The organism is Actinomadura sp. KC06, from assembly GCF_004348735.1.
GTDB lineage: Bacteria > Actinomycetota > Actinomycetes > Streptosporangiales > Streptosporangiaceae > Spirillospora.
On record NZ_SMKT01000134.1, the window covers coordinates 1 to 23,743 of the forward strand.

Here is a 23,743-nt window from a genome sequence, read left to right on the forward strand (position 1 = left end):
ACCTGCGCGACGGGCTTGCCGGTCTCCTTGACGATCCGCACCGCTCCTTCACGGAACTCCGGATCGAACCGGCGTCTCTTGTCTCCCACGACCCAACCATCTCTCTGGTTCAGGTCTCCACGCTACGAGGGGAAGCGCAGGCGTTGCGGAAAGTAGCGGGCAAGATCCGCTGGCTGTTGCGCGGATGGGTTGGCGTAAGCGCTGTGCGCCGGAGCTGCGTCGATGTGATCTATGGGGACGTGTGGTCGGGGCGTTATGGCGAAGGTTTCGCGGCAGGGGCCGCAGGATTGCGCGGATGGGGGATGAGTGCTGCGTGTTGAGGGGCGTAGGACGCTGGACGCTTGCCAGCTGTTGTGTAGCGCGTTGTGCCAGGGATTGGGCTGGCGGGAGTGCGCGGGGCTTGGCGCCCGTGGGTAGGCGGACGTCGCGTGTGGGCGGCGTAGGGGTTGGGTTGGGCGGTTGGTTGGCGTGTTGTGTCGGGTGGGGCGCGGGAGTGTGGTGTTGGGACGTTGCGCGTGCACGGCTTCGTTGGTTTATGTGGAACGATTCGTCTGGTGGGGATTGGACGTGAGGTCGTCTTCGGTGACGCGCTGCCGGTCGCGGAGCGTTACGCGGCTTTCCTTGAGACGGCCGGGGTCGAGCGCGGGCTCATCGGTCCGCGCGAGGTCGATCGTCTCTGGGAACGCCATCTGATCAACTGCGCGGTGGTGTCGGAGGTGATTCCGGCGGACGCGCAGGTCGTTGACGTCGGGTCCGGGGCGGGCCTGCCGGGTGTCGTGCTTGCGATCGTCCGGCCTGATCTGCGGATCGTCCTGCTGGAACCGCTGCTGCGACGCACCACGTTTCTGGACGAATGCGTCGAGATGCTCGACCTGAGCAACGTCGAGGTGCGGCGCGGACGGGCCGAGGACATGGTCGGCAAGATCGCGGTGGACGTGGCCACGGCACGCGCCGTCGCACCGCTCAAACGCCTTGTGACGTGGGCGCTTCCGCTGCTGCGTCCCGGCGGCGAACTGCTTGCGCTCAAGGGCGAACGGGCCGCGGCCGAGTTGGACGAGGCGGAACCCGTCCTTAAGCGGCTCGGGGCGCGGAGCGCGGAACTGCTTCAGGTCGGGCGCGGTATGGTCGATTCTCCGACAACACTCGTCCGCGTGGTCGCAGGCCGGGACGAGGCCGTCGAGCGACGACAGCGCGCACCCCGGCGTGCTAAAGGGTCGAGGAAGAGGTCTTCATGAGCACGGGACCAGGGCTTGGCAGGCCTGACCGCGCCGACGAATCCCCCGACGAACAGCCGTCCGGCCTGGGCGGACCCGGTGTGGACTCCGCTCTCAGCGCGTCCTCCGCCGGGACGCGGGGGGAGGCGGACCCGGGCACCGCGCCGGGGACCGCGCCCTCCGGACACGCAATGTGGGGTACCACGACGTCCGGAACCGCGGAGAACGTCGGCTATGTACCGACGAACGCCGGCGCGCAGCCGCCGGGTCCGCGCAAGGGACCAACTCAGGGGGAGTCAGAACTCGTGCGCGAGGCGCTCAAGGACGCCAAGGTTTCACATGAAACAACGGCCACCGCGGTCAAGCCGGTGCCGGGCCGCCGGGGCAAGGAGTGGCCGCGTCCCGACAGATGCCGCATCATCACCATCGCCAACCAGAAGGGCGGCGTCGGCAAGACCACCAGTTCGGTGAACCTTGCCGCGTCCCTCGCCATGCACGGCGCCCAGGTCCTCGTGGTCGACCTCGACCCCCAGGGCAACGCCTCCACCGCCCTCGGCGTCGAGCACCACGCGGAGATCCCCTCGATCTACGACGTGCTGATCGAGGACATGGCGCTCGCCGACATCGTCGTCCCGGCCGCCGAGATCCCCAACCTGTACTGCGCGCCCGCGACGCTCAACCTCGCCGGCGCCGAGATCGAGCTCGTCTCCAAGGTGGCGCGCGAATCGCGGCTGCGGCGGGCGCTGGACGCGTACGACACGGACAAGTACGACTACGTTCTGATCGACTGCCCGCCGTCCCTCGGCCTGCTCACCGTGAACGCCCTGGTCGGCGGGGACGAGCTGCTCATTCCCATCCAATGCGAGTACTACGCGCTGGAGGGCCTCGGGCAGCTGATTAGGACCGTCGACCTCGTCAAGGCGCACCTCAACCAGAAACTGAAGGTGTCCACGATCCTGCTCACGATGTACGACGCCCGGACGCGCCTCGCGGCGCAGGTGGCCGAGGACGTCCGCAACCACTTCGGCGACGTCGTCCTCAACACCGTCATCCCCCGCAGCGTCCGAGTCTCCGAAGCCCCGAGCTACGGGCAGTCCGTCATGACCTACGACCCAGGTTCAAGCGGCGCGCTCGCCTACAGCGAAGCCGCGTCCGAAATGGCCCACGGAGGAGCCGTCCAGTGAGCCAGCAGCGACGCGGCCTCGGCAAGGGACTCGGCGCCCTCATCCCCACCGCCCCGCCTCCGCCGACGTCCGCCGAGCCGGGCAGCGCCGGCGAGCCGGGTTTCCCAGGCGGGCCTGCCGCGGCTGTGACGTCCGGTCCTTCTGGGACGACCGGTCCGAACGGCACCGCCTCGCCCGATCCGGGGCTCGAGCCGATCGCGGGCGCGCATTTCGCCGAGCTTCCCGTCCGCTCCATCACCGCCAACCCGCGTCAGCCGCGCGACCACTTCGATGACGAGGCCTTGGAGGAGCTGGCCGAGTCGATCCGCATCGTCGGGCTCCTGCAGCCGATCGTGGTGCGCAAGGCCCCGTCAGGTGAGCACGACTACGAACTGATCATGGGCGAGCGCCGGTTGCGGGCGTCCAAGATGGCCGGGTTGGACGTCATCCCGGCGATCGTCCGCGACACCGGCGACAACGACCTCCTCCGTGACGCCCTCATGGAGAACCTCCACCGCCAGCAGCTCAACCCGCTGGAGGAGGCCGCCGCATACCAGCAGCTGCTGCAGGACTTCGGTGCCACGCACGAGCAACTCGCCGGACGCATCGGACGGTCACGTCCGCACATCACCAACACACTTCGCCTGCTGAACCTGCCGCCGGGCGTCCAACGCCGTGTCGCCGCGGGCGTCCTGTCGGCCGGACACGCGCGTGCCCTCCTGTCGCTCGACAGCATCGAGGCCCAGGAGCACCTGGCGCAGCGGATCGTGCAGGAGGGCCTCTCCGTCCGCGCCCTTGAGGAACTCATCGCGCTCCGCGAGGTCGACGAGCCGAAGGCTCCGCGTCAGGGACGCCGCAATAAGCCCGTCGCCCCTGGACTCAAGGAGCTGGCCGACCGCCTCTCCGACCGCTACGAGACCAAGGTCCGCGTCGACATGGGACGCAACAAGGGCAAGATCGTGGTCGAGTTCGCCACCCTGGAGGACCTGGACCGCATCATCAAATCCATGGCCCCCGACGAGGACAGCGGCTCCAGCGAAGCCTGACGCCCTAGCCTCCTCCTAAGCGCCCCGGCAGCCCAAGACGGCTCCCCCGGGGCGCTTCGCTTTCCCTGAAGGGCGGATGTTTCCCGTGAAACATCGCCCGATTGCCGTTCCCGGCGCGCGCATGTTCTCACGGTGACGGCAAGCTCATGCAGACGGACGAACGCCAGACGGCGGGCCAATGTCGAAGAACCTCGAGGATCGGCCGCCCCGCTTGGCCGCATCGTCATTCGCTTCCGGGAGTCCTGGACCGAAGCTTCTCGCAATGCCAAGGTCAACCGTGGCTACGGCAGACCGCATCTGCGGGGAAAGAGTGTACGCGCCGGCAAGGTGCCGCTCCTCCTCCCAGGTGACTCGCGCTCATATGCGCCGCCGGAGATATCGCTTCACCATCCCGGCACCGGCTGGGTCGGTCACCTTTGCGGCGACGAAGCCGTGACCCGCCCACCCGCTTCGACTCAGACGAACGCCACGCCGCCACGCCGTGGATCGCGGTACCAAACGCCTACCCGTCATCAGATTCTGGCGATCCCGGTTTGACAGGCTCTGCGTCCGCCATCAGACCGCTGTGGAGATCGCCGTCATCAACGAATGGGCTCACCTTCGTCGGACCCGCCCTAGCCGCAAGGCGTCAGGTTGTGTCGGCTTCATCTGAAGGCCGCTCTGGTCTCGACAGTCGCGCAGCGCCTCCCGGCCGCTCGCCCAGCCGCAGCCGGCTCGCCGCGCTCGAGCACCTTCCCTTGGCGCCGTGTGCGGGTCGTCAGTGCGGTGGTGGACGGGGCGCCCTGGGCAGCCGCCACGGTCCTTCGCGGTTGGCCCATGGGTCGTGCGGTGTTCGGGCAACTGCGGGTGGCGCTCCCCTCCGTGTCCGGGCGTCTTGCCTTGGTGCCGTGTGCGGGTCGTCGGTGTGGTGGACAGGGCGCCGTGCGCAGCCGCGACCGCCCCTCGTGGTTGGCCCATTGGTGGTGCGGTGTTCGGGCGTGGAGCGCGGGTGGTATCCCCTCCGCTCGTCTTGAGGTGTTCAACGCGCGGCGGTTGGATGGTTTTGCGGGGCGCGGACGCAGCACTCCACACCCGCCACCATTCCCGACTGGCGGTCTCTGCCAGACCGCTCAGTAGGGATCACCTCCGCCGGCAACGCATCCCGTTCAGGATCCTGGCGAGGGGCCCTTCACGCCTCCGTGGCATCACTCACCGCCGTTATGGACGCCAGCTCCGGTAGTTGCACTGATGCTCGCTTGCGGATTCCGCGGGCGTCCCTGCTGCTTGTGAGTCTTCCTCGGTCGTTCTGCCAGAGACGGCGACGGCTGTAGCGCTGTCGACGAACTGACTGGGGCCGTCCCGTGGTGTCGGCCGCGAGTTCGTGTTGGTGCGGGCCGTGGAGTCACCGACCTGCGCGGCAGCCGCGATAGCGCCTTTGCTGGGGCCATTTGCTGACGACTTGGGAGCCCGTCCATGGGGAGATCAACCCGGCACGGTAAGTCTCGCTGCGGTAGTCCTCTCCTTGCACGCGAGGCTGGGCGGACTGCGGTGATGTTTCACGTGAAACTGTCTCGCCAGTCGACACCTGTGCGTCGGAACTAGGGCCTCCGCGGCAGGGATGCGAGGCGCTTCCGTGGGAGTCCGAGACCGCGACATCGATCGCCAGTCCTTCCCTCCCCAGTGCAGAGGGGAATGGTGAGCGGCCGCCTTGGAAGACCAGAGGCGTGCGCAGGCCAGCTCGCCTTCTTTCCGGTGGCAGGGCCTCCCGTGGCAACGCGCGTCGTTGCCGGACGAAGCTGACTGAGCTTCGCCCTCCCCTGCCGTGATCGTCAGCGTGACTGCAAGCGCCGGCCCTCGGTTCCGACCGGGCCGCAGACCTAAGGTTGCGGCTCGAACTCTCCTGCTCCGTCCGACCTAGGCGGCGGAGGAACCGGGTCGCCTGACCTTGCTCGTCCCTTCCCTGCGTTTTGCGCTGTGGGGTGGCGCAGCGGCCGGGAAGTCCGTGGGCGCGGCGAGCGTCCGTCCCAGAGTGGTCTTCCGAAGGCGGTCGGCGTGCGGCTGCCGTGCGGACGCCTCGCGACACAAAGCGACCGTGATGGAGGACGGGGCGAACGTCTGCGTTGTCGCGCCGGGGACCCTGAGGCGTGGGAGCGGCGCCTGGGAGCGGTGGTGCTCGCGGCATCCCGGTCTGTGACGTGCTGCTGGATGTCGCGCTCGGATTCGCCGCCCGGTGGGGAGGTGCCCGGTGTCTGGTGTCGTCTGGCTTTTGGAGCCGCCCGACGCCGGGGACGCACCGGCGACTCCGGACGCTCGCGCCGTCCGCGCCTGGCGACCACGACACGCAAGGGTGCGACGTCCGGACATCCGTCCTCGCGGCGGGGTTGCTTAGGTGTCCGGTGTCGCTCGGACTTCGGGGCGCCGGGAGGCTACGGCGGGCCAGGGTGGCGGGCTGTCCAGAGCGTCCGGAGGTGGTTGGAGGCTGGCGGCGGAGTTGCTGTATGTCCAGAGTTGGCGCCGGTACTTGGTGGATTGGGGGTGTTGGGGTGGCGTGGAGTTGGTGGGGTGTTGGGGGGTGTGTGGTGCGGTGAGCCCAGGTTGGGTGTGTGTGGTGTCTGGAAAGGGGCTAAGGGAAGCGGGAGAGGATCAGGTCTCGGCAGACTTCGCCTAGGTCCAGGCCGGCGACGCTGATGGCGCGGGGGAAGAGGCTCGTCTCCGTCATGCCGGGGGCGACATTGACTTCGAGGAAATGGACCTCGCCGTCGGGGGAGACGATGAGGTCGGTGCGGGAGAGGTCGCGGAGCCCGAGGGCGCGGTGGGCGGTGACGGCGGCGGCGGTGGCGCGGGCGGTGGCGTCCGCGTCCAGGCGGGCCGGGGTGACGAACTCGGTGTCGCCGGCGTCGTAGCGCGCGGTGTAGTCGTAGATGCCGCCGGGGGCGACGATCTCGACCGCGGGCAGGGCGGTCGGGGTGCCGTCGCGCTCGACGACGCTGACGGAGATTTCAGTACCGGCGACGTAGCGCTCGACGAGGGCGGCGTCGCCGTAGGCGAAGCAGCCGACCATGGCGGCGGAGAGATCCGCGGCTTCGTGGACGACGGATGCGCCGAGCGCCGAGCCGCCTCGCGTGGGCTTGACGAACAGCGGGAGGCCCAGGCTGCGGATGATGTGGTCGAGGACGGACGAGGCCCCGAGGTCGTGGAAGACCTCCTTGGGGAGGGCGACGGAGTCCGGTGTGCGGAGGCCCGCGCGACGGACGACGGACTTGGCGGTCGGCTTGTCCCACGCAACTCGGCAGGCATCTGGGCGGGCGCCGACGTAACGGACGTCCAGGAGTTCGAGGACGTCGCGGATCGAGCCGTCCTCGCCGGCCGCGCCATGCAGGACGGGGAACACGGCGTCCGGGGGATCGTCGGAAAGGGAGTCCAGGAGCGTCGCGTCCGCGTCGCGGAGTTCGACGGGGATGTCGAGGGCGCGTAGCGCCTCCGTGACGCGCCGGCCGGAGCGAAGCGAGACTTCCCGCTCGTAGGAGAGCCCGCCCGCCAGGACGACGACATGCCCGAGTTCCACTGGTGTGCCCCTCTAGATGGTGCCGTGACGACGGAACGCACCGGCTCCCCCGTTGGCTGGGCGCCGAGTCGTGCCGTCCGACACGATCATGCCTTCAGCCTCGCGCCGAAGGCCCGGCGACCCCGTCCGAGAGGCCGGTGCGTTTCACGTGAAACATTCAGACGACGTCCGGCCCCGGTGCCTGGACGCCGGTGGATCCGCCCGCGACCGCACTGCCGAAAGTGTCCCGGAGACGGATCTCCTGTTCCACCACCGCGGCGAGGCGCCGGACGCCTTCCCGGATCCGGTGCGGCTCGGGGAAGCAGTAGGACAGGCGCATGTGCCGGTGGCCGGTTCCATCGGCGTAGAAGCCGGTGCCCGGGACGTAGGCGACCCGTTCGGCGATCGCGCGGGGCGCCATGGCCTTGGCGTCGAGGCCCTCGGGGAGAGTGAGCCACACGAAGAATCCGCCCGCGGGGCGCGTCCAGGTGCAGCCGTCCGGCATGAGCTGTTCGAGGGATTCGAGCATCGCGTCGCGGCGTGCGCGGTAGAGCTCGCGGAAGTCCTTGATCTGCTCCTGCCACGGCTGGGTGGCGAGGTACTCGCGCACGGCGAGCTGAGAGAAGTTCGACGGGCAGAGGATCGCGGACTCGGCGGCCAGGACGAGCTTGGCCCGCACCGCATGCGGCGCGAGCACCCAGCCGACACGGAGGCCGGAGGCGATCGTCTTGGAGAACGAGCCGAGGTAGATGACCCGCTGGGCGTCGTCCGCCCGAAGGGCCCGCATGGGCTCGCCCTCGAAGCCGAGGAGCCCGTACGGGTTGTCCTCGACGACCAGAACGTCGTACTCGGCGCAGATTTCGAGGATCTCGGCGCGGCGGGCGGTGGTGAGGGTGACTCCCGCGGGGTTCTGGAATGTCGGGACGGTGTAGAGGAACTTGACCCGGCGACCCTGCGTCCGGAGGTCCGCGAGGGTCTCGCGGAGCGCGGCGGGGATGAGGCCCGCCTCGTCGAGCGGGACGTGGACGACATCGGCCTGGTAGGCGGCGAACGTGCCGAGCGCGCCGACGTAGGACGGGGCCTCGGCGAGGACGACGTCGCCCGGGTCCACGAAGATCTTGGTGATGAGATCGAGCGCCTGCTGGGCGCCGACCGTGACGACGACGTCGTCCGCGGACGCCTGGACGCCCTCTAGCGCCATCACCTCGCAGATGTGCTCACGGAGGTGTTCGTCGCCCTGCGCGGAGCCGTACTGGAGCACCTCGGCGCCCTTGCCCGCGACGAGGTCGCCGATCATCCGGCCCACGGCGTCGAGGGGAAGCGCCGAGACGTACGGCGCGCCGCCCGCGAGCGAGACCACCTCGGGACGGGCGACCATCGCGAACAGAGCCCGGATCTCCGAGGGCACCATGCCGGCGGCACGGGCGGCGTAGCGGTCGGTGTAGGCATCCGTACGCGAGTGCTGTTCCACGAGGCACCTCCGAGGTGGACTGGCTAGCCTGCAAAATACGGCATCGGACGAGGACACTCCCGGTGAACCCCTGGCGAGGCGTCCAGGCCGGTCGTTTCAGCTTCATCCGCGAGGACGTCGCGTCCGGCAAAGCCGTTGTGCCGGATCGCCGGAGCGTGCGCGTGCGACAAGCTGCTTCGGCGGGGAGTGTGGGGCGGCCGGTCGGCTGGGCGGTCGGCTCGCTCGGGTGGGCGTGCCGTTGGGGCGTGGGCTGTCGGCGGTGTGGGGCGTGCGGTCTTGCTCGGGGGGACGGGTGGCAAGCCGCTCGGACGCTCCGAAGCTGCGCCGCCCATGTGGGTGTGCCGCCTCGGTGCTTCGTCCGAGTGAATGGCCATTGGAGCTACCCCGATCGGTATCCTGCTGCGCCGCCTGTAGACGCATGATGTCCGGACGGCCGCGTGCTATCCGGGTGATCTCGCTTGTGTTGTGTGTCGTCCGACCTTGTGGGTCGGTTGGACGGCGAGTGTTGCGAAGGTGTGCCGAGCCGGGTGGTGGTCCCCCTGTCCGATACGATGCCCGAGGGTCCCGGAATGTTGCCGGGAACTTCAGCGGAGCGGCGTTCCGTCCCGAGAAGCCGACGGCCCGGCCAGAGGTTTCAGGCTGGCGGGCGAGGATCGCAACAGGGGGTGCCGACCCAGTGTCGCGTCGTCTCGTCAACATCACGCTGGACAATCTGAACGATCTGCCGCACCGCTGCCGCGGGTGCGTGTTCTGGGAGCTGGACCCGGTGAGCCGGGACCGGGCGCTGGAGAGCGGCGACTCGGGCCTGGAGAAGGAGGCGTGGATCTCCTCGACGCTGCTGGAGTGGGGCAGCTGCGGCAAGATCGTGTACGTCGACAACGTCCCCGCGGGCTTCGTGATGTACGCGCCGCCGCTCTACGTGCCGCGCTCGGTGGCGTTCCCGACGAGCCCGGTCAGCGCGGACGCGGTGCTGCTGATGACCGCGCACATCCTGCCGGAGTTCGCGGGCGGCGGGCTCGGCCGGATGCTCGTCCAGGGCGTCGCGAAGGACCTCACCCGCCGCACGGTGAAGGCGATCGAGGCATTCGGCGACCTGAAGGGCGAGGAGGGCGGGTGCATGGTGCCCGCCGACTATCTGCTGTCGGTCGGGTTCAAGACCGTCCGCCCGCATCACCGGTATCCGCGGCTCCGCCTGGAGTTGAAGTCGGCCCTGTCGTGGCGTGAGGACGTCGAGGTGGCGCTGGAACGACTGCTGGGCTCCATGACCCCGGAGGGGGCGCTACGACCCGTCTGAGGCGTTCTGAGCCGATTCATGCGTATGGCCCGCCCTCCTGACGGAGTGCGGGCCATACGCATTCGCGCTCGCCGCGGGAGACGACGAGGTTCGAAAACACCGCTTCGCGCGATCGATCGGCTGCGGGACGGCGTCCCATCGGCGCCGACGGGTCCTTCCACGACTCGGCCGGGTCGGCGGCGACGCGGTTGACCTGGCCGATGGGCATCGCCCCGGCGGTGTGGCGGGCGGTGATCTCCGCGTCGGCCGCGACGGGCCGGGCTGGGACTCAGCGATGTGGACGGACGAGGGTGCCGTCAGATGAACTCGGCGAGATCGCGCAGCAGGGCGGCCTTCGGCTTCGCGCCCATGATCTGCTTGACGACCTCACCGCCCTTGTAGACGTTCATCGTCGGAATCTGCATGACGCCGTACGTCTGCGGCACCTTCGGGTTCTCGTCGATGTTGAGCTTGACGATCTCGATCTTGTCGCCGTGCTCCTTGGAGATCTCTTCGAGGATCGGCCCCACCATCCGGCACGGGCCGCACCATTCCGCCCAGAAATCGACGAGGACGGGCTTGTCGTTCTCCAGAACCTCGGATGCGAAGTCGGCGTCGGTCACGGCTTTCATGGTTCCCCTTCTCTCATCATGCGGATGGTGGACGACCCCCCGCCCGATGTTGCCGGACGAGCGGGCCCGTCCAGCGAATTCATCGGCCGCCCGGCCTGTCGAGCCGCCGTCCAGCGTCCGGACCCTTCATTTGCGTTCCAAATCGATCGTTCCGTCCCGGTCCACGCCGCGGGCCTCCGATCCGCCTGCCTGCCAGCCTGCCGGTTGGCGCGACCGCCCGGCCCGGTCCGCTGACCGTCGTCCATCCGCTGGCGGCGGCCAGCGCGCCGACCCGGCTCCCGGCCGAGCGAACGCAGCCGTTTCCGGGCGCGTGCTGCTTGTGGTGCCTGCGGGTGGGTAGCCGTTGGTCTCCGGGCCGTGGTCTCTGTGAGCTGTGCTGCCAGCCCGGGTGGGGACGGCTTCGAGTGCGTGGGTTCAGGCTTGCGGGACGGTTTCCGCGGCGTCCCGGTCCTGTAGCCAGTGCTCGGCGTCGATGGCGGCCGAGCAGCCGGTGCCGGCGGCGGTGACGGCCTGGCGGTAGATGTGGTCGACCACGTCACCGCAGGCGAACACGCCGGGGACCTTCGTCCTCGTGGTCGGCGCGTCGACGAGCAGGTAGCCGTCGGTGTCGGTCTCCAACTGTCCGGCGAACAGTTCGCTGCGCGGGTCGTGCCCGATGGCGATGAACAGCCCGGTGATCTCCAGCGAGGACTGCTCGCCGCTCTTCGTGTTGCGGACGGTGACGCCCGTGACCCGGTCGTCGCCGTGGATCGCGGTGACCTCGCTGTCCCACAGGAACTTGATCTTCTCGTTGGCGAACGCCCGATCCTGCATGATCTTGGACGCGCGCAGCTGGTCACGGCGGTGGATCACGGTGACGGAGCGGGCGAACTTGGTCAGGAAGATCGCCTCCTCCATGGCGGTGTCGCCGCCACCGACGACCGCGATGTCCTGCTCGCGGAAGAAGAAGCCGTCGCAGGTCGCGCACCAGGAGACGCCGCGTCCGGAGAGGCGCTTCTCGTCCGGCAGGCCCAGCTCGCGGTAGCCGGACCCGGTCGCCACGATCACGGTCTTGGCGAGGTACGTCTCATCGCCGACCTTGACGATCTTCGGGTCGGCGGTGAGGTCGACCTCGGTGACGTCGTCGGTGATCAGCTCGGCGCCGAAGCGTTCGGCCTGCTTGCGCAGGTTGTCCATCAGGTCGGGGCCCATGATGCCGTCCGGGAACCCGGGGAAGTTCTCCACGTCGGTGGTGTTCATCAGCGCACCGCCGGCCGTCACCGAACCCTCGAACACCAGCGGTTTGAGGTCGCCTCGGGCGGCGTAGATGGCGGCCGTATAGCCCGCGGGGCCCGAGCCGATGATGATGACGTTACGGACGTCGCTCACTGTTATGCCTCTCCTCATTGGCCGTCCTGCCGCGCGACCTGGCCTGCCAAACGCGTCAACCGATCCTAGGCCCCGGGGATTCCCGGCACGCGGCGGCCGACCCTCCCGCCCGCCGATCGTCCGGCAGCCGTCACCCATTCCGTAGGTCGCACCGGCTGTGAGACACCCAGGGGCCGGGCTTGTGCGGCGCGCTCCGCAGCGGCTGGACGGCTCGTCCACTGGACGGTTCTCGGTGGTCATAGGGTGAGGTGCATGGCGCGCGTTCTGCTTCTTCACTCGATGTACGGCCTGCGGCCTGCGGTTCGGCAGGCGGCGGACAGGCTTCGTTCGGCCGGGCACGAGGTCCACGTCCCGGACCTGTACGACGGACGGGTCGTCGACGACCCCGAGGCCGGCATCGAGATCAAGGAGGAGATCGGGCGGGACGAGCTGCTGCGGCGCTCGGTAGCGGCGGCCGCTCCGCTCATGGGCGACGGTGGGCTCGTCTACGCGGGGTTCTCGCTCGGCGGGTCCCTCGCCCAGAACCTTGCGCTCGCCGACGCCAAGGCAGGCGGGCTGCTGCTGATGCACGGGACGTCTGACATGGCGGACGACGCGTCCACCGAGATCCCGGTGCAGCTCCACGTCGCCGACCCGGACACCTGGGAGCCGTCCGACTGGCTGAACGCCTGGTATCTGCGGATGCAGAAGGCGGGCGCGGACGTCGAGGTCTTCCGGTACCGAGGCGCCGGGCACCTGTTCACCGACCCAGACCTGCCCGACTACGACGCCGAGGCCGCCGAACGGGCCTGGACGATCGCCCTGGAGTTCCTCGCAACCCTCTGACCGATCGGCCCCTGACAGTCGGCCCTAGGGTGGACGCGGGCAGGGTGAACGCGCAAGGGGTGGAGGGGAAAGGCCATGGACGGTGGTTGAGCCGCCTGTGTCCATGGCCTTTGGGTTTGTGGTCAGGTGTCCTTTAGCTTTTTCAGGACGTTCTGGTTCTGGGCCGAGCAATCAGGGCCGACGACCCACACGTTCAGCTTCCCAGGCGTGTCGCCGGCGACCGCGATGACCGTCGCCGGGTTCCCTTCGTACTCCGCCTGGTCGACCAGAACGGGCTTCCGCTCGCCGACGAGGCCGAGGACGCATCCGCGGAGCCGCGTGTCCGGTGCGTCGGCGGCGCTCAGTTTGTGGTTGCCTGCCACGACCTGGCCGACCTGCGCGGCGAGCGTCCCGGAACGGTAGTCGGTGCCGCTGCGCGCGACCGCGAACGCGGGCGCGGGAGCCGCGTTCGGCGCCAGGGCCTGGCTCTCCTTCTGGCTCCCGGTGGCGCCGGAGCGCGCGTTGTCCTGCGGTGGGGCCGATGCCTGGCCGTGGTCGCCGTTCGTGTTGTCCAGGGCGACCGTTCCGATCGCCGCTCCGCCGCCGAGCACGACCACGGCCGCGGCGGCGGCCGACAGGATCCGCCAATGCCGCCGTCCGCGCCGCTCCTCCAGGCTCACCACGGCCGCGGTGTTCAGCGACTCCGCGGCGATGGCGGTGTCGATGCGTTCGGCCAGTTCGGCGGGCATGGACGGCGCGGGTGCCTCCGCCAGGATCCGGGACACGTCCGCAAGGTCGGCGGACAGGTCGCGGCAGTCGGCGCAGGTGTCGAGGTGCGCGCTGACGGAGGCGGCTTCGTCGTCTTCGAGCAGTCCTTCGGCCAGGTCGGCCAGGACGTCGTAGTCAAGGTGTGCGGGGTTCACTTGGGCATGCCACCTCCTTCCACACCTCCGACGTTTTTGCGTTCCCGTCGGTTCCGGTGATGACCGAGAAGGGGGGCGAGCCTGGCGCGTCCCCGCGCGCAGCGGCTCTTGATCGTGCCGGGCGGGACCTCCATGACCTGCGCGGCGTCGTCGACGGAGTAGCCCATCATGTCGACCAGGACGAGGGCGGCGCGCTGCTCGAACGGCAGCTGCCCGAGCGCGGTGCGGACGTCGAGGGACACGCCGTGCGCGTCCGTCGGGTCGGGCATCTTCGGCGCGACGGCGTCGAACGTGGCGTCATCGCCCATCGGCGTCGCCGGGCGGACGGACTTGCGCCTGACACGGTCCAGGCAGGCGTTCACGACGATCCGGTGCAGCCAGGTGGTGACGGCGGCGTCCCCGCGGAACCGTCCGGCGGCACGGAAGGCGGAAAGGCAGGCGTCCTGCAGAGCGTCGGCGGCCTCCTCGGGGTCGCCGAGCGTCCGCAGCGCGACGGCCCACATGCGGTCCCGGTGGCGGTGGACGAGTTCGGCGAAGGCGTGCGGGTCCCCCTGGGCATGGCGGGCGAGGAGCTCCTTGTCGGGCACCTCGTCGACGCGACGCATGCTCACCGACGTCATGAGCGACCGCTTTCTCGTTCGGGACGCCCGGGACGTGCCGGGTTTCCGCGACCGGCTGCTGGGGTTGGCACCACAGGTTCCAGGGGGCGAAGGGACATCTGCTTACAGGCACGATACAGACATGCGCCGGTCCACGTCACAGCCCTTGCCGTCGCGCGGAACGGGCTCAGCCGGCGGCCCCGTAGACGGTGATCTCGCCCAGCTTGCCCTTGTACGACGAGGGCAGCCTGGTGAACCAGACGAGCACGTACTGGCCGGTGGCCTGCGGGTTCGCGACGACGGTCAGCTCGCCGCCGTTGGCGGGCTGCTGGCCGATCTCCGTCAGGGCGGACGGGGTCTGCGAGTTCCCGACCTTGACCTGCAGCATCCCGCCCGTCTCCGGCGAGTGGACCTTCACGTTGGCGATCTTGACCGGGCGGCCCATGTCGAGAAGGACGCCGAGGCCCTTGGAGTAGTTGCCGAAATGGGCGTCGCGGTAGCTCTGCGTCTCCCACTTGCCGCCGGGGCTGCCGTCGATGACGGACTGGAGGTTCTTGCCGATCGCGGTGTCGGGGTGGTCGGGGCGCGACTGCTGCGCCTCGGCGATGTTCGCCACGTCCAGCTTCACCGTCTGCGGCTTGGGCGGCGTGCTCGTCTGGCCCTTGTCGGTGACGCCGTTGCCCTTGGGGTCGTCCCCGCCGCCGCCGGACAGCGCCCAGGCGCCGAGGCCGACGATGACGGTGAGCGCGGCCGCGGCGACGCCGAGGAGCGCGCGGTTGCCGCCCGGACGGCGGGGGGCGCCGTGCGCGCCGTGTCCGCCGTGGCCGTGCGCGGGCGCCGTGCGGGTGGACGTGGAAGACGGCGGGGGCGGGGCGTCGTGCCGGTTGCGCACCCGGGGCGGCGGGACGTGCGACGCCGCCGCAGGCTGCTCGCTCGCGGGCGCGTGATGCGGCTGCGTGGACCCCGGCGTCGATGCCCTGGAACGGCGGCGGGGCGTCCCGTGCGGCGCGGGCCGCCCTGAGGGCCGCTGGGCAGGGCCAGGCCGGGACGGCGGCGACGCGGGCGGCGGCGGCGAAGCGGGCGATGGCGGCTGGGTGTGGCCGAGGCCGGCGAACAGCGGCAGCGGTGTGCGGGGAACGCCGCGCAGCGCCTTGGCCAGGTCGGCCGGGGACGCGAGCGGCTCGGCCCGCCCGATGCCGAGGCAGCGGCACACGATCGCGTCGATCGCGTGCGAGATCCCGGCCTGGACCTGGCGCGGCGCGTACAGGACGCCTTCGCCCTCGCCGTCGGCGAGGGGCGCGGCGGGGAGGTCGGATCCGCCGTCGTCGCCCGGCCAGTGCGCGGTGAGCGCCGCGTACAGCATCCGGCCGAGGCCGCGGACGTCCTCGCCCGCGGGGTCGTCGGCGTACTTGTCGCCGAGGACGGCGTCGGTCGCGATGCCGAGGATCTTGACGGTGCCGCCGGTCGTCCAGACGAGGTCGCGGGGCGCGAGGCAGAGGTGCGCGAGGCCGGCGGCGTGCGCGGCGGCGATCGCCTCGGACGCCTCGTACAGCAGCGTCGCGGCGCGTCCGGGTTCGAGCGGCGCCTTGGCGAGCATGCCCTCCAGGGTCTCGCCGACGACCCATTCGCTGACGACGTAGGCGCTCTCGCCGCTGTCGTCGGCGTCGAACACCTGGGTGAGCCGGGGGTCGGTCAGCCGGCTGGCGGCGCGGGCGGACGTGACGACCTCGGTGATCCGGGGGAACTCGGGGTCGAAGGTGCGGACGGCGACGGCGCGCGCGAGGATCTCGTCGATGGCCTTCCAGAGCGACGATCCGCCCGAGTCGCTGATGCGCTTTTCGAGCCGGTAGCGACCGGCGAGACGTGTGCCGGGCTCGATGACTGAGGTGCTCACGGCAACGTCCTGGACAGGTGGTCAGATCCCATGTTCGTGGCGTGGCAGCTTACGCCTCCGACCCTCCTCTTTGCGTTCCCCAGGGTGTCGCCCCGCAAGCCGTGGTCCCCCACATGGTAGTGGCTACTCGTACGAGTGGCCGCCTTATCGCCGCGCGTCCTTTTTACTTTGCCTCTTTACTTTGCCGCGGGCGGGGGTCAGCGGCCGGGGAGTTTGCGGGCGAAGGTGGCGATCACCGCCTGGACCTCGTCCACCCGCATCAGCTTGGCGAAGACGAGGTACAGCAGGCCGCCGCCGGCGGAGCCGACCATAAGGGTGACCAGCGCGGGGATGAGCGTGCCGGTGTCGCCGACCGCGTCCGCGACGGTGTGCGTGGCGTAGGCGAACCCGACCAGCGGCCAGATCGCGACGAGCAGCTTCAGGTGCCCGCCGACGATGCGGCGGCCGTCGATGCCGCCGAGCTTGCGGCGCAGCACCAGCCAGCAGGTGAGCGCGCCGACCGTGTTGGTGACCGCGAAGCCGCCCGCGATGCCGACCACGATCCACTTGACGCCGAGGACGTTGAAGGCGGTGAACGCCATGATGATGTTGGACGTGACGGACACGACGCCGATCAGCGCGGGCGTCCGGGTGTCGCCGTGGGCGTAGAAGACCCGCAGCATCAGCTGGTAGGTGGAGAACGGCACGAGCGCGATCGCGAACATCTGCATGACGCGCGCGATGACCAGGGCGTCCTCGGACGAGGTGTTCCCGTGCGCGAACAGCACCGTGGTGATCTCCGGGCCGAGCACCAGCATCAGCGCCGCCGCCGGCATGATGATCACCGAGGAGAGCCGGAGGCCGCTGGAGAACGCGGCGCGCACGTCGGCGGTCTTGCCTTCGGCCGCGAACCGGCTCATCCGCGGCAGCAGCGCGGTGATCACCGAGACGCCGACGATGGCGTAGGGCAGCTGGAAGAGCTGGTAGGCGTTGAAGTACGGGGTGTAGCCGTAGCCCTCGCCGAGCCCTTCATCGACGGCGAGGTTCCCGGCCCGGTTCGCCAGCGCGGTCACGACGGCGAACCCGGCCTGGGTCGCGATGACGTAGACGAGCGTCCAGCCGGCCATCCGCGCGACCTCGCCGAGCTCGCCGCGCTGGAAGTCGAGGCGGGGCCGCCACCGGAACCCGACCCGGCGCAGCGACGGCCACAGCGCCACCGTCTGCAGGACGATCCCGCCCGTGGTGCCGATCGACAGCAGCATCATCTGGCCGTCGGTGATGTTGGACGGGTCGACCCGTCCCGTCGTGACCGCCAGGAACGCGCCGCCGACCGCGATCACGACGAGGTTGTTCAGCACCGGCGCCCACATCGGCGCGCCGAAGCTGCCGCGCGTGTTGAGGATCGCCCCGGCGAACGCGCCGACGCCGTAGAAGAAGATCTGCGGCAGGAAGAACTGCGCGAACAGGATGGCGACCTTGCGCTGGTCGCCCGTGTAACTGCCCGCGAGGACGTCGATGAACAACGGCGCGCACAGGACGGACACGACGGTGAGCACGCCGAGGCCGATCACCGCGAGGGTGAACACGCGCTGCTCGTACCGTTCGCCGTAGGCGCGGTCGCGTTCCTTGGCGCGCACCAGCAGCGGGACGACGACACTGGTCAGGATGCCGCCGAGCAGCAGGTCGTAGATCTGGTTGGGGATCGTGTTGGCGGTGTTGTAGGCGTTGGCGAGCAGCCCGGTGCCGAGCGCGGCGACGATGACCGCGGTGCGCAGGAAGCCGGTGACGCGGGACGCGAGCGTCCCCACCGCCATGATCGCGCCGGAGCGCAGGATGCCGCCTGAGCCGCCTTTCCCGCCTCCCTCTGGGGGGCCGGCGGACGGGGCGGCGTCCACTACCGTTTCGGCGCCGCCTGGGCGCGGGCCTCCGCCGCCGGGGACGGGGAGGTCAATCGCCGTCTCGGCTGCGAGGTTCCCAGCGCCCGGCGGCATGTTTCCCGCCGCCGGCCCTGCCATCCCCGCCGGGGGGCGTCCCGTCGGTGGCCTGTTCGGATGTCCCGCCGGGTTCCGATGGGGCTGAGGACTCTGCGGCCCCCGTCCCGGATAGCCCTGGGGCGGCGGGCCCTGTGGCGGTGGGTTCTGCGGGGGCGGGGCCTGCCCCTGGGGATATCCCCTGCCCTGGGGATATCCCTGTGACGGGTAGTGGCCCGGTGCCTGCTGCTGAGGAGTGCCAGGGGTCGGATAGCCCTGCCCCTGGGGGTAGCCCGGTGTCTGCTGCTGAGGAGTGCCCTGGCCCTGTGGGTGGTTCTGCGCCGGGTAGCCCGCGCTCTGCGAACCCTGGGAACTCGGAGGCGGGACCTGTGGGTTCGGGCCCGGGCGCGGCGAATCCGGACGCGGGCCCTGAGAATCCGGAGCCGGGCCCTGGGAAGCCGGGGCCGGCGTACCCGTTCCCTTGTTCCGCCGTCCCCGCCGATCCCGTCTCGGTCGACCCGTCACCGCCTGCCTCCGCTTTCCGCCGGCGCCTTGCTCTGATGGCCCGCACTCCGACGCCCACGAAGAGTACGGCAAGTCCGCCGCCGGTGATGAGCAGGGCGAGACGCCCATACCCGGTGGTTCGGACGGTGATGGTCTCGCCGTCCCCGAACGTCCGGCCGCCCGAGTCCGGGATCATCAGCTCCAGGCGCACATGGAAGTTGCCGTTCCCGGCCGCCTTCGCCGGGATCCACCGCTGGGCCCGTTCCCCGGGCCGGAGGTTGATCAACGCCTCGTCGGGGTCGAGCGCCCCGAGCCGTAGCTTCGCGCGGCTCTCCGACGTCGGGACCGCGACGAGGCGGACCCGGACGGCCTGGTTCTTCAGCGTGTTCTCGATGAGCACCGGCAGCTTGCCCGAGCTGCCCCCCATCAGCACCCGTTTGTTCTTGGTGGTGACGATTCGGACGCTGTCCATGTCGTCGTCGAGCTCTCTCGCCAGCTCCCTGCGCGCCGCCTTGGCGCGGCCGGGCATCGTCCGCCACGCGACCGACTGCAGGCGCAGGAGGGCGCGCTCGTAGGAGATCTTGATGTCCCCCGTCATGATCGCTCGGAACTGCGCCGCCTCCTGAGCGATCTCGCGCGTCTGCGTGAGGTGCGCGTCGCTGAGCTCGAACGCCTCGTAGTCGTCGTTGTAGCCGTTGAAGACCCTGCCCTGCGGCTCCGCGGACTCGATCTTGCTCAGCGGCATCTCCCGCAGCCAGGGCGCGTCCTTGGTGTAGGTCAGCAGCTTCTCGGCGAAGCCCGGCGCCGGGTTCCAGTGCCGGTCGGGCGCGACCACGACACTGCGCTGAAGGTTCGGCGTCTCCGCCGCGATCATCGCGGTCTCGGCGAGGAAGCGCTGCTCGGCCAGGGCGGCGCCGGACGCGGTCGCCGTCCCCTTGCTGACGATCTGGTTGAGCTTGTCGTCGTAGAGGACGGCCGTCCGCTTGCCCTCGTTCGTCTGGAGTGTCGTGGTGGCGTTCGGCGGCGTCCCCGGCAGCGGGTTCTGGAACTGCGAGCTGCTCATCAGGAACGTCCCGCCGTCCTTCAGGGCGTGCTGGGCGAGCTGCCCGAGGGTGCCGGGTCCCGCGACGCCGTACGGCGGCCAGGCGACCTGCGCGTCCGCCGGACGTCCGAGGACCTTCGGCACGACGCCGGTGTTCCGCTCGTCGAGCGCGACGCCGATGTCGCGCGTCGTCTTGTGCCGGACGAGCGCGACGACGTCCGGGTCGCCGTACGGGACGGTGAAGTAGGGGTCGCCCTTCGCGGCGTTCTTCAGCGCCGCCGTCCAGGACGCCGCGACCGTGCTCTTCTCCTTCTCGACCGCCTTCCCGCCGAAGGACCGCACGGTGTACTCGCCGGACGCCATCTGCTGGACGTCGTCCAGCAGCGCCGGATCGATCGCCCAGGTGATCGGCGTGGTGCCGGCGGCGGCCGCGTTGACGAGCTTGCCGAGCCGTCCGTCGCGCGACATCTCCTTGGTGAGCTGGTCGTCGAAGAACGTCCGGTCGTTGGTGCGGTGCATCCGGTCGATCAGCGGCCAGACCCAGCTGATCGCCACCGGCTGGAACTGCCGATCCTTCGGCATGAACGTCAGGAACGTCGTCAGCCCGCCGACGACCTGCTGTGCCGGGTTCAGCACCTCGACGCCCACCGGGTAGACGCCGGGCGTGGCTCCTGGAGCGCGCAGCTGCAACGCCTTCGTGGTGGTCTTGAACGTCCAGGTCTGCGTCGCGCCGGGCTGGACCACGCCCGTGAGCGGCAGCTGCTGCGGGGCGACGTTGGGCAGCAGGCTCGGCTGGCCGGACGAGAACTGGTCGAGCTGGCTGCGGCTGGTGACGGGCTGCGCGCTGTACCGCAGCCGCATGGTGAGCCCGGTGAGCTGGTCGTCCGTGCGGTTCTTGGCGAGCCCGGAGATCTCGATCTTCGAGTTCTCCCGGACGGGCTTCGGGTCGATCTTGGTGAGCGCGAGCCCCACCGGGGCCTTCTGCTGCGCCAGCGCCGCGGTGTCAGGGGCCCGCTGCGCCTGCGCCGAGGCCGGAAACGCCAGGGCGGCGGGCGCCGCCATCGCGATGCAGGGCAGCAGGGCGGCCAGCGCGACCGCGCGCTTGACCGTTCTCACGCCGGGTCCGACCCGGAGCCGCCCGGAACCGCGCCGTCGTCCACGGATCCGGCCGCCTGGGGACGGCGGGCGTCGTTTTCCCGCACCACGGCCCCGATGGTAGTCCGCGGCGCGGGGCCATCAGACCGTCCCGTCCACCTGTGGCGTGTATTCGGCCACATGCCCGCGATCGCCATGCCACCAGAGCCCCCAAAACCCCCACACGCCGCAAATACCCCACCCAGTGCCGTCTTGCGGGGTGGTCAGGCGACGGGATGGCGGGGGTCTCGTGCGGCGCGGGCCGGGGACGGGAAGAGGTCGGCCGGTTTCGCCTGGCAGAGGGCGTACAGGGTGCGTCCCCGGATGCCGAGCGCCGTGGACGCCTCGCCGGTCGCCGTGTAGACGACGTCGTCGGCGGGGAGGCCGTGCACGACGCGCCGGTCGATGAGGAGCGGCATGTCGTCCGGTAGGAGGAGCGGGCAGACGAGGCCCGCCGCGTATTCGGTGACGGCGTTGACGACGTCCGCGCGGGCCGGACGGACGGTCTCCGCGCCGACCGTGCGCCGGACGGCGTCCAGAGGCGGCCGCTCGCCCGCCGGGACGATCGCCCCGGCCAGGAACGGGCGCCTCGGATGGCCGCTCGGATGGCCGCTGGGATGGCCGGTCGGATGAGCGCTCGGATGGCCGCCGTCGCAGGAGTAGACGCGCGTCACCAGGCAGCGGTCCGCGGGCAGCCCGAGCGCCTTGGGGAGCTCGTCGGCGTGGGCCAGCGCGAGGGGCAGCCGCACGATCTCGTGCGCGGCCTCCCATCCGAGCAGCGCGCGGTGGATGGTGAGAGCGTCCTTCATGATCGGCTCCATCCCGCGGGGTTCTCGCCCCGCTCACCCCCGGAACTGGTTTCCCTGCCTCCCCGTGCTGTGCACGCTGCGGGAGTATCCCCACATACCCGAGACGTCTGGATTAACCCTGCGCGCGCATCGCGCAAACCCTCCCGATGCGCCGCTGCCGCACCTGCGGCGGACCGGGGCCCTCGGGGATCCCGCTACCGTTGTCGTGCGGGAGGCTCACCGGCGGTCGCGCTGGCGTCATCGGGGTGCCCAGAACGTAACCCGGGGATCGCCGCATGTGAAGGGTCTCGTCCTGCTCCGGCCCCGCAAGGACTCCGTGCCGGCCCCCGTTGATCGCCAGAAAGTCCTTTGTCAGCCCGTCTATCAAGGAAATACGCTCGATGGTCGTGCCCAACCAGAACGTGACCTCCGAGGCCTCGCGGCGCACCGCGATCGCCGAGCTGCTGCGCCGGATCGCGCCCGCCGCCGACGACCTCGGCGCCCTGTTCGCGGCGGCCGGTCACGAGCTGGCGCTGGTCGGCGGGCCCGTCCGGGACGCGCTGCTGCGCCGTCCGACCAAGGACCTCGACCTCACCACCGACGCGCCGCCCGAGCGCACCCTGGAGATCATCCGCGGCTGGGCGGACGCGCACTGGACGATCGGCATCGAGTTCGGCACGGTCGGGCTCCGCAAGGACGGCGTCGAGCTGGAGATCACGACGTACCGCAGCGAGTCCTACGACCCGAAATCGCGCAAGCCCGACGTCTCGTACGGGACGTCCCTCGTCGAGGACCTGCGCCGCCGCGACTTCGCCGTCAACGCGATGGCGGCGCGGCTGCCCGGGCACGAGTTCGTCGACCCGTTCGGCGGCCTCGTCGACCTCCAGCGCAAGGTCCTCCGGACCCCCGGCCGCCCCGAGGACTCCTTCAGCGACGACCCGCTCCGCATGATGCGCGCCGCGCGGTTCGCCTCGCAGCTCGGCTTCACCGTCGCGCCGGACGTCGTCACGGCGATGAACGACATGGCGGGCCGCATCGAGATCGTCTCCGCCGAGCGCGTCCGGGACGAGCTGTCCAAGCTGATCTGCGGCCGGTACCCGCGCCAGGGCCTCGCGCTGCTGGTCGACACGGGCCTCGCCGCCCACGTGCTGCCCGAGCTGCCCAAACTGCGGCTTGAGATCGACGAGCACCACCGGCACAAGGACGTCTACGAGCACTCGCTGATCGTCCTGGAGCAGGCCATCGCCCAAGAGAAGGAAGGGCCCGACCTCGTCCTGCGCCTCGCCGCCCTCCTGCACGACATCGGCAAGCCCCGCACCCGCCGGTTCGAGCAGGGCGGACGGGTGTCGTTCCACCACCACGAGGTCGTCGGCGCGAAGATGACCCGCAAGCGGCTGACCGCGCTGCGGTACTCGAAGGACGTCATCGCGGACGTGTCCCGGCTGGTCGAGCTGCACCTGCGGTTCCACGGCTACGGCACCGGCGAGTGGACCGACTCGGCCGTCCGCCGCTACGTCCGCGACGCCGGGCCGCTGCTCAGCCGCCTGCACAAGCTGACCCGCGCCGACTGCACGACCCGCAACAAGCGCAAGGCCGACCGGCTCCGCCGCACCTACGACGACCTCGAACTGCGGATCGAGCGCCTGGCGGAAGAGGAAGAGCTGGCCGCGATCCGCCCCGAGCTGGACGGAAACGAGATCCAGGACATCCTCGGCATCACCCCGGGCCCGCTCGTCGGCAAGGCCTACCGCTTCCTCCTCGACGTGCGCCTCGACCGCGGCATGATCGGCAAGGACGCCGCCGCCGCCGAACTCCGCCACTGGGCCACCACCGAAGGCATCCTCCCCGCCCCCGAACCGTCGGCGGGCGAGCACTCCGCGGCCGACGCGTCCCAAGGCCGAGCGTCCGAGGACGCCTCCCCTGAAGGAAAAGCAGCCGAGTCCGGGGCGGCTGGCGCCGGGGTGTCCGGTGGCGGGGCGCCGGGAGAGGGAGAGCCCAAGCAGCCCAAGAACGACACATCCCAGGCCGGCCCCCCCGAGGCCACACCCCCAAAGCCCAAACCGTCCAGGAAACCGACGACCGATGCCGCGCCTCCCGGCGACGGGACCTCAGCGCACGGCCAGCCTGAGAATGACGCGTCCCAGGGCGGCGCGTCCCAGGGCGGCGCGTCCCAGGGCGGCGCGTCCCAGGGCGGCGCGTCCCAGGGCGGCGCGTCCCAGGGCGGCGCGTCCCAGGGCGGCGCGTCCCAGGGCGGCGCGTCGGTGGGCGGGTCGTCTGGAGGGTCGGCGGCTGAGGTTGGGCGGTCCGGCGGCGGGGCCCCTGCCGGCGGGCAGTCTGAGAGCAGCCAGTCCGAGAAAGACGCGTCCCGGGGCGGGACCTCCGAGGGTGCGTCCTCGGTGGGTGAGTTGGCTGAGGG

General features: G+C 70.6%; 16 protein-coding genes and 1 pseudogene. 7 read left to right on the forward strand and 10 right to left on the reverse strand.

The annotated features are described in order from the left end of the window. The 4 genes from E1287_RS45040 to E1287_RS31865 all read left to right on the forward strand — a co-directional run. Positions 1-320: hypothetical protein (locus tag E1287_RS45040; RefSeq protein ID WP_207934588.1), on the forward strand; the 320-nt coding region annotated here is incomplete at its 5' end. 234 nt (positions 321-554) lie between these two features. Beyond that, positions 555-1,235: a 16S rRNA (guanine(527)-N(7))-methyltransferase RsmG gene (rsmG, locus tag E1287_RS31855; protein WP_131968994.1), complete on the forward strand. Its 681-nt coding sequence runs from the start codon at positions 555-557 to the stop codon at positions 1,233-1,235. Between the two features lie 347 nt (positions 1,236-1,582). Next, complete coding sequence (locus E1287_RS31860) at positions 1,583-2,398, forward strand: ParA family protein (protein ID WP_131968995.1); 816 nt, start codon at positions 1,583-1,585, stop codon at positions 2,396-2,398. Beyond that, positions 2,395-3,423, forward strand: coding sequence for a ParB/RepB/Spo0J family partition protein (locus E1287_RS31865; protein WP_131968984.1), 1,029 nt, complete (start codon positions 2,395-2,397; stop codon positions 3,421-3,423). Before E1287_RS31860 ends, E1287_RS31865 begins: the two co-directional genes overlap by 4 nt. A 2,602-nt stretch (positions 3,424-6,025) precedes the next feature. On the opposite strand, the gene E1287_RS31870 is transcribed toward E1287_RS31865, so the two are convergent. Together E1287_RS31870 and E1287_RS31875 are read right to left on the reverse strand one after the other, a co-directional pair. Continuing rightward, positions 6,026-6,967, reverse strand: coding sequence for a D-alanine--D-alanine ligase (locus E1287_RS31870; RefSeq protein ID WP_131968985.1), 942 nt, complete (start codon positions 6,965-6,967; stop codon positions 6,026-6,028). Positions 6,968-7,124: 157 nt separating this feature from the next. Further along, positions 7,125-8,417: a PLP-dependent aminotransferase family protein gene (locus E1287_RS31875; RefSeq protein ID WP_243719569.1), complete on the reverse strand. Its 1,293-nt coding sequence runs from the start codon at positions 8,415-8,417 to the stop codon at positions 7,125-7,127. Positions 8,418-9,093: 676 nt separating this feature from the next. Between E1287_RS31875 and E1287_RS31880 the strand changes: the two genes are divergently transcribed. Then, on the forward strand, positions 9,094-9,711 hold the full coding sequence (locus tag E1287_RS31880) for a GNAT family N-acetyltransferase (RefSeq protein WP_131968986.1): 618 nt from the start codon (positions 9,094-9,096) through the stop codon (positions 9,709-9,711). Positions 9,712-10,007: 296 nt separating this feature from the next. Here E1287_RS31880 and trxA read toward each other — a convergent pair whose 3' ends face one another. Together trxA and trxB are read right to left on the reverse strand one after the other, a co-directional pair. Beyond that, positions 10,008-10,322: a thioredoxin gene (gene trxA, locus E1287_RS31885; RefSeq protein WP_131968987.1), complete on the reverse strand. Its 315-nt coding sequence runs from the start codon at positions 10,320-10,322 to the stop codon at positions 10,008-10,010. Between the two features lie 414 nt (positions 10,323-10,736). Further along, positions 10,737-11,690 carry a thioredoxin-disulfide reductase gene (gene trxB / locus E1287_RS31890; protein ID WP_131968988.1) on the reverse strand — a complete coding sequence of 318 codons (954 nt, stop codon included), beginning with the start codon at positions 11,688-11,690 and terminating at the stop codon, positions 10,737-10,739. A 252-nt stretch (positions 11,691-11,942) separates the two neighbouring features. Between trxB and E1287_RS31895 the strand changes: the two genes are divergently transcribed. Further along, positions 11,943-12,515 carry a dienelactone hydrolase family protein gene (locus E1287_RS31895; RefSeq protein WP_131968989.1) on the forward strand — a complete coding sequence of 191 codons (573 nt, stop codon included), beginning with the start codon at positions 11,943-11,945 and terminating at the stop codon, positions 12,513-12,515. Between the two features lie 122 nt (positions 12,516-12,637). Here the strand turns inward: E1287_RS31895 and E1287_RS31900 are convergent, their stop codons facing one another. The 6 genes from E1287_RS31900 to E1287_RS31920 form a co-directional block, all read right to left on the reverse strand. Next, positions 12,638-13,417: a zf-HC2 domain-containing protein gene (locus tag E1287_RS31900; RefSeq protein WP_131968990.1), complete on the reverse strand. Its 780-nt coding sequence runs from the start codon at positions 13,415-13,417 to the stop codon at positions 12,638-12,640. Further along, positions 13,414-14,037, reverse strand: coding sequence for an RNA polymerase sigma factor SigM (gene sigM, locus E1287_RS31905; protein WP_207934589.1), 624 nt, complete (start codon positions 14,035-14,037; stop codon positions 13,414-13,416). Before sigM ends, E1287_RS31900 begins: the two co-directional genes overlap by 4 nt. Positions 14,038-14,203: 166 nt before the next feature. Next, complete coding sequence (locus E1287_RS31910; protein WP_131968991.1) at positions 14,204-15,910, reverse strand: protein kinase family protein; 1,707 nt, start codon at positions 15,908-15,910, stop codon at positions 14,204-14,206. 197 nt (positions 15,911-16,107) lie between these two features. Then, on the reverse strand, positions 16,108-17,880 hold the full coding sequence (gene murJ / locus E1287_RS31915) for a murein biosynthesis integral membrane protein MurJ (protein ID WP_131968992.1): 1,773 nt from the start codon (positions 17,878-17,880) through the stop codon (positions 16,108-16,110). Then, entirely contained in the window at positions 17,837-20,521 is a 2,685-nt protein-coding gene (locus tag E1287_RS44100; protein ID WP_165969289.1) for a DUF6049 family protein, read from the reverse strand. Before E1287_RS44100 ends, murJ begins: the two co-directional genes overlap by 44 nt. Before the next feature lie 242 nt (positions 20,522-20,763). Beyond that, positions 20,764-21,348, reverse strand: coding sequence for a YbaK/EbsC family protein (locus E1287_RS31920; protein WP_131968993.1), 585 nt, complete (start codon positions 21,346-21,348; stop codon positions 20,764-20,766). Positions 21,349-21,728: 380 nt separating this feature from the next. Between E1287_RS31920 and E1287_RS31925 the strand changes: the two are divergent. Then, positions 21,729-23,153: pseudogene (locus E1287_RS31925) on the forward strand (CCA tRNA nucleotidyltransferase); the annotation flags it as partial. Positions 23,154-23,743: the final 590 nt, after the last annotated feature.

What these genes read in the sequence shown, in the direction of transcription:
- murJ (WP_131968992.1), bottom strand. Translation starts at nt 17,880, where the DNA reads ATGCCGCCGGGCGCTGGGAACCTCGCAGCCGAGACGGCGATTGACCTC.
- E1287_RS31920 (WP_131968993.1), bottom strand. Translation starts at nt 21,348, where the DNA reads ATGAAGGACGCTCTCACCATCCACCGCGCGCTGCTCGGATGGGAGGCC.
- E1287_RS31895 (WP_131968989.1), top strand. Translation starts at nt 11,943, where the DNA reads ATGGCGCGCGTTCTGCTTCTTCACTCGATGTACGGCCTGCGGCCTGCG.
- trxA (WP_131968987.1), bottom strand. Translation starts at nt 10,322, where the DNA reads ATGAAAGCCGTGACCGACGCCGACTTCGCATCCGAGGTTCTGGAGAAC.
- sigM (WP_207934589.1), bottom strand. Translation starts at nt 14,037, where the DNA reads ATGACGTCGGTGAGCATGCGTCGCGTCGACGAGGTGCCCGACAAGGAG.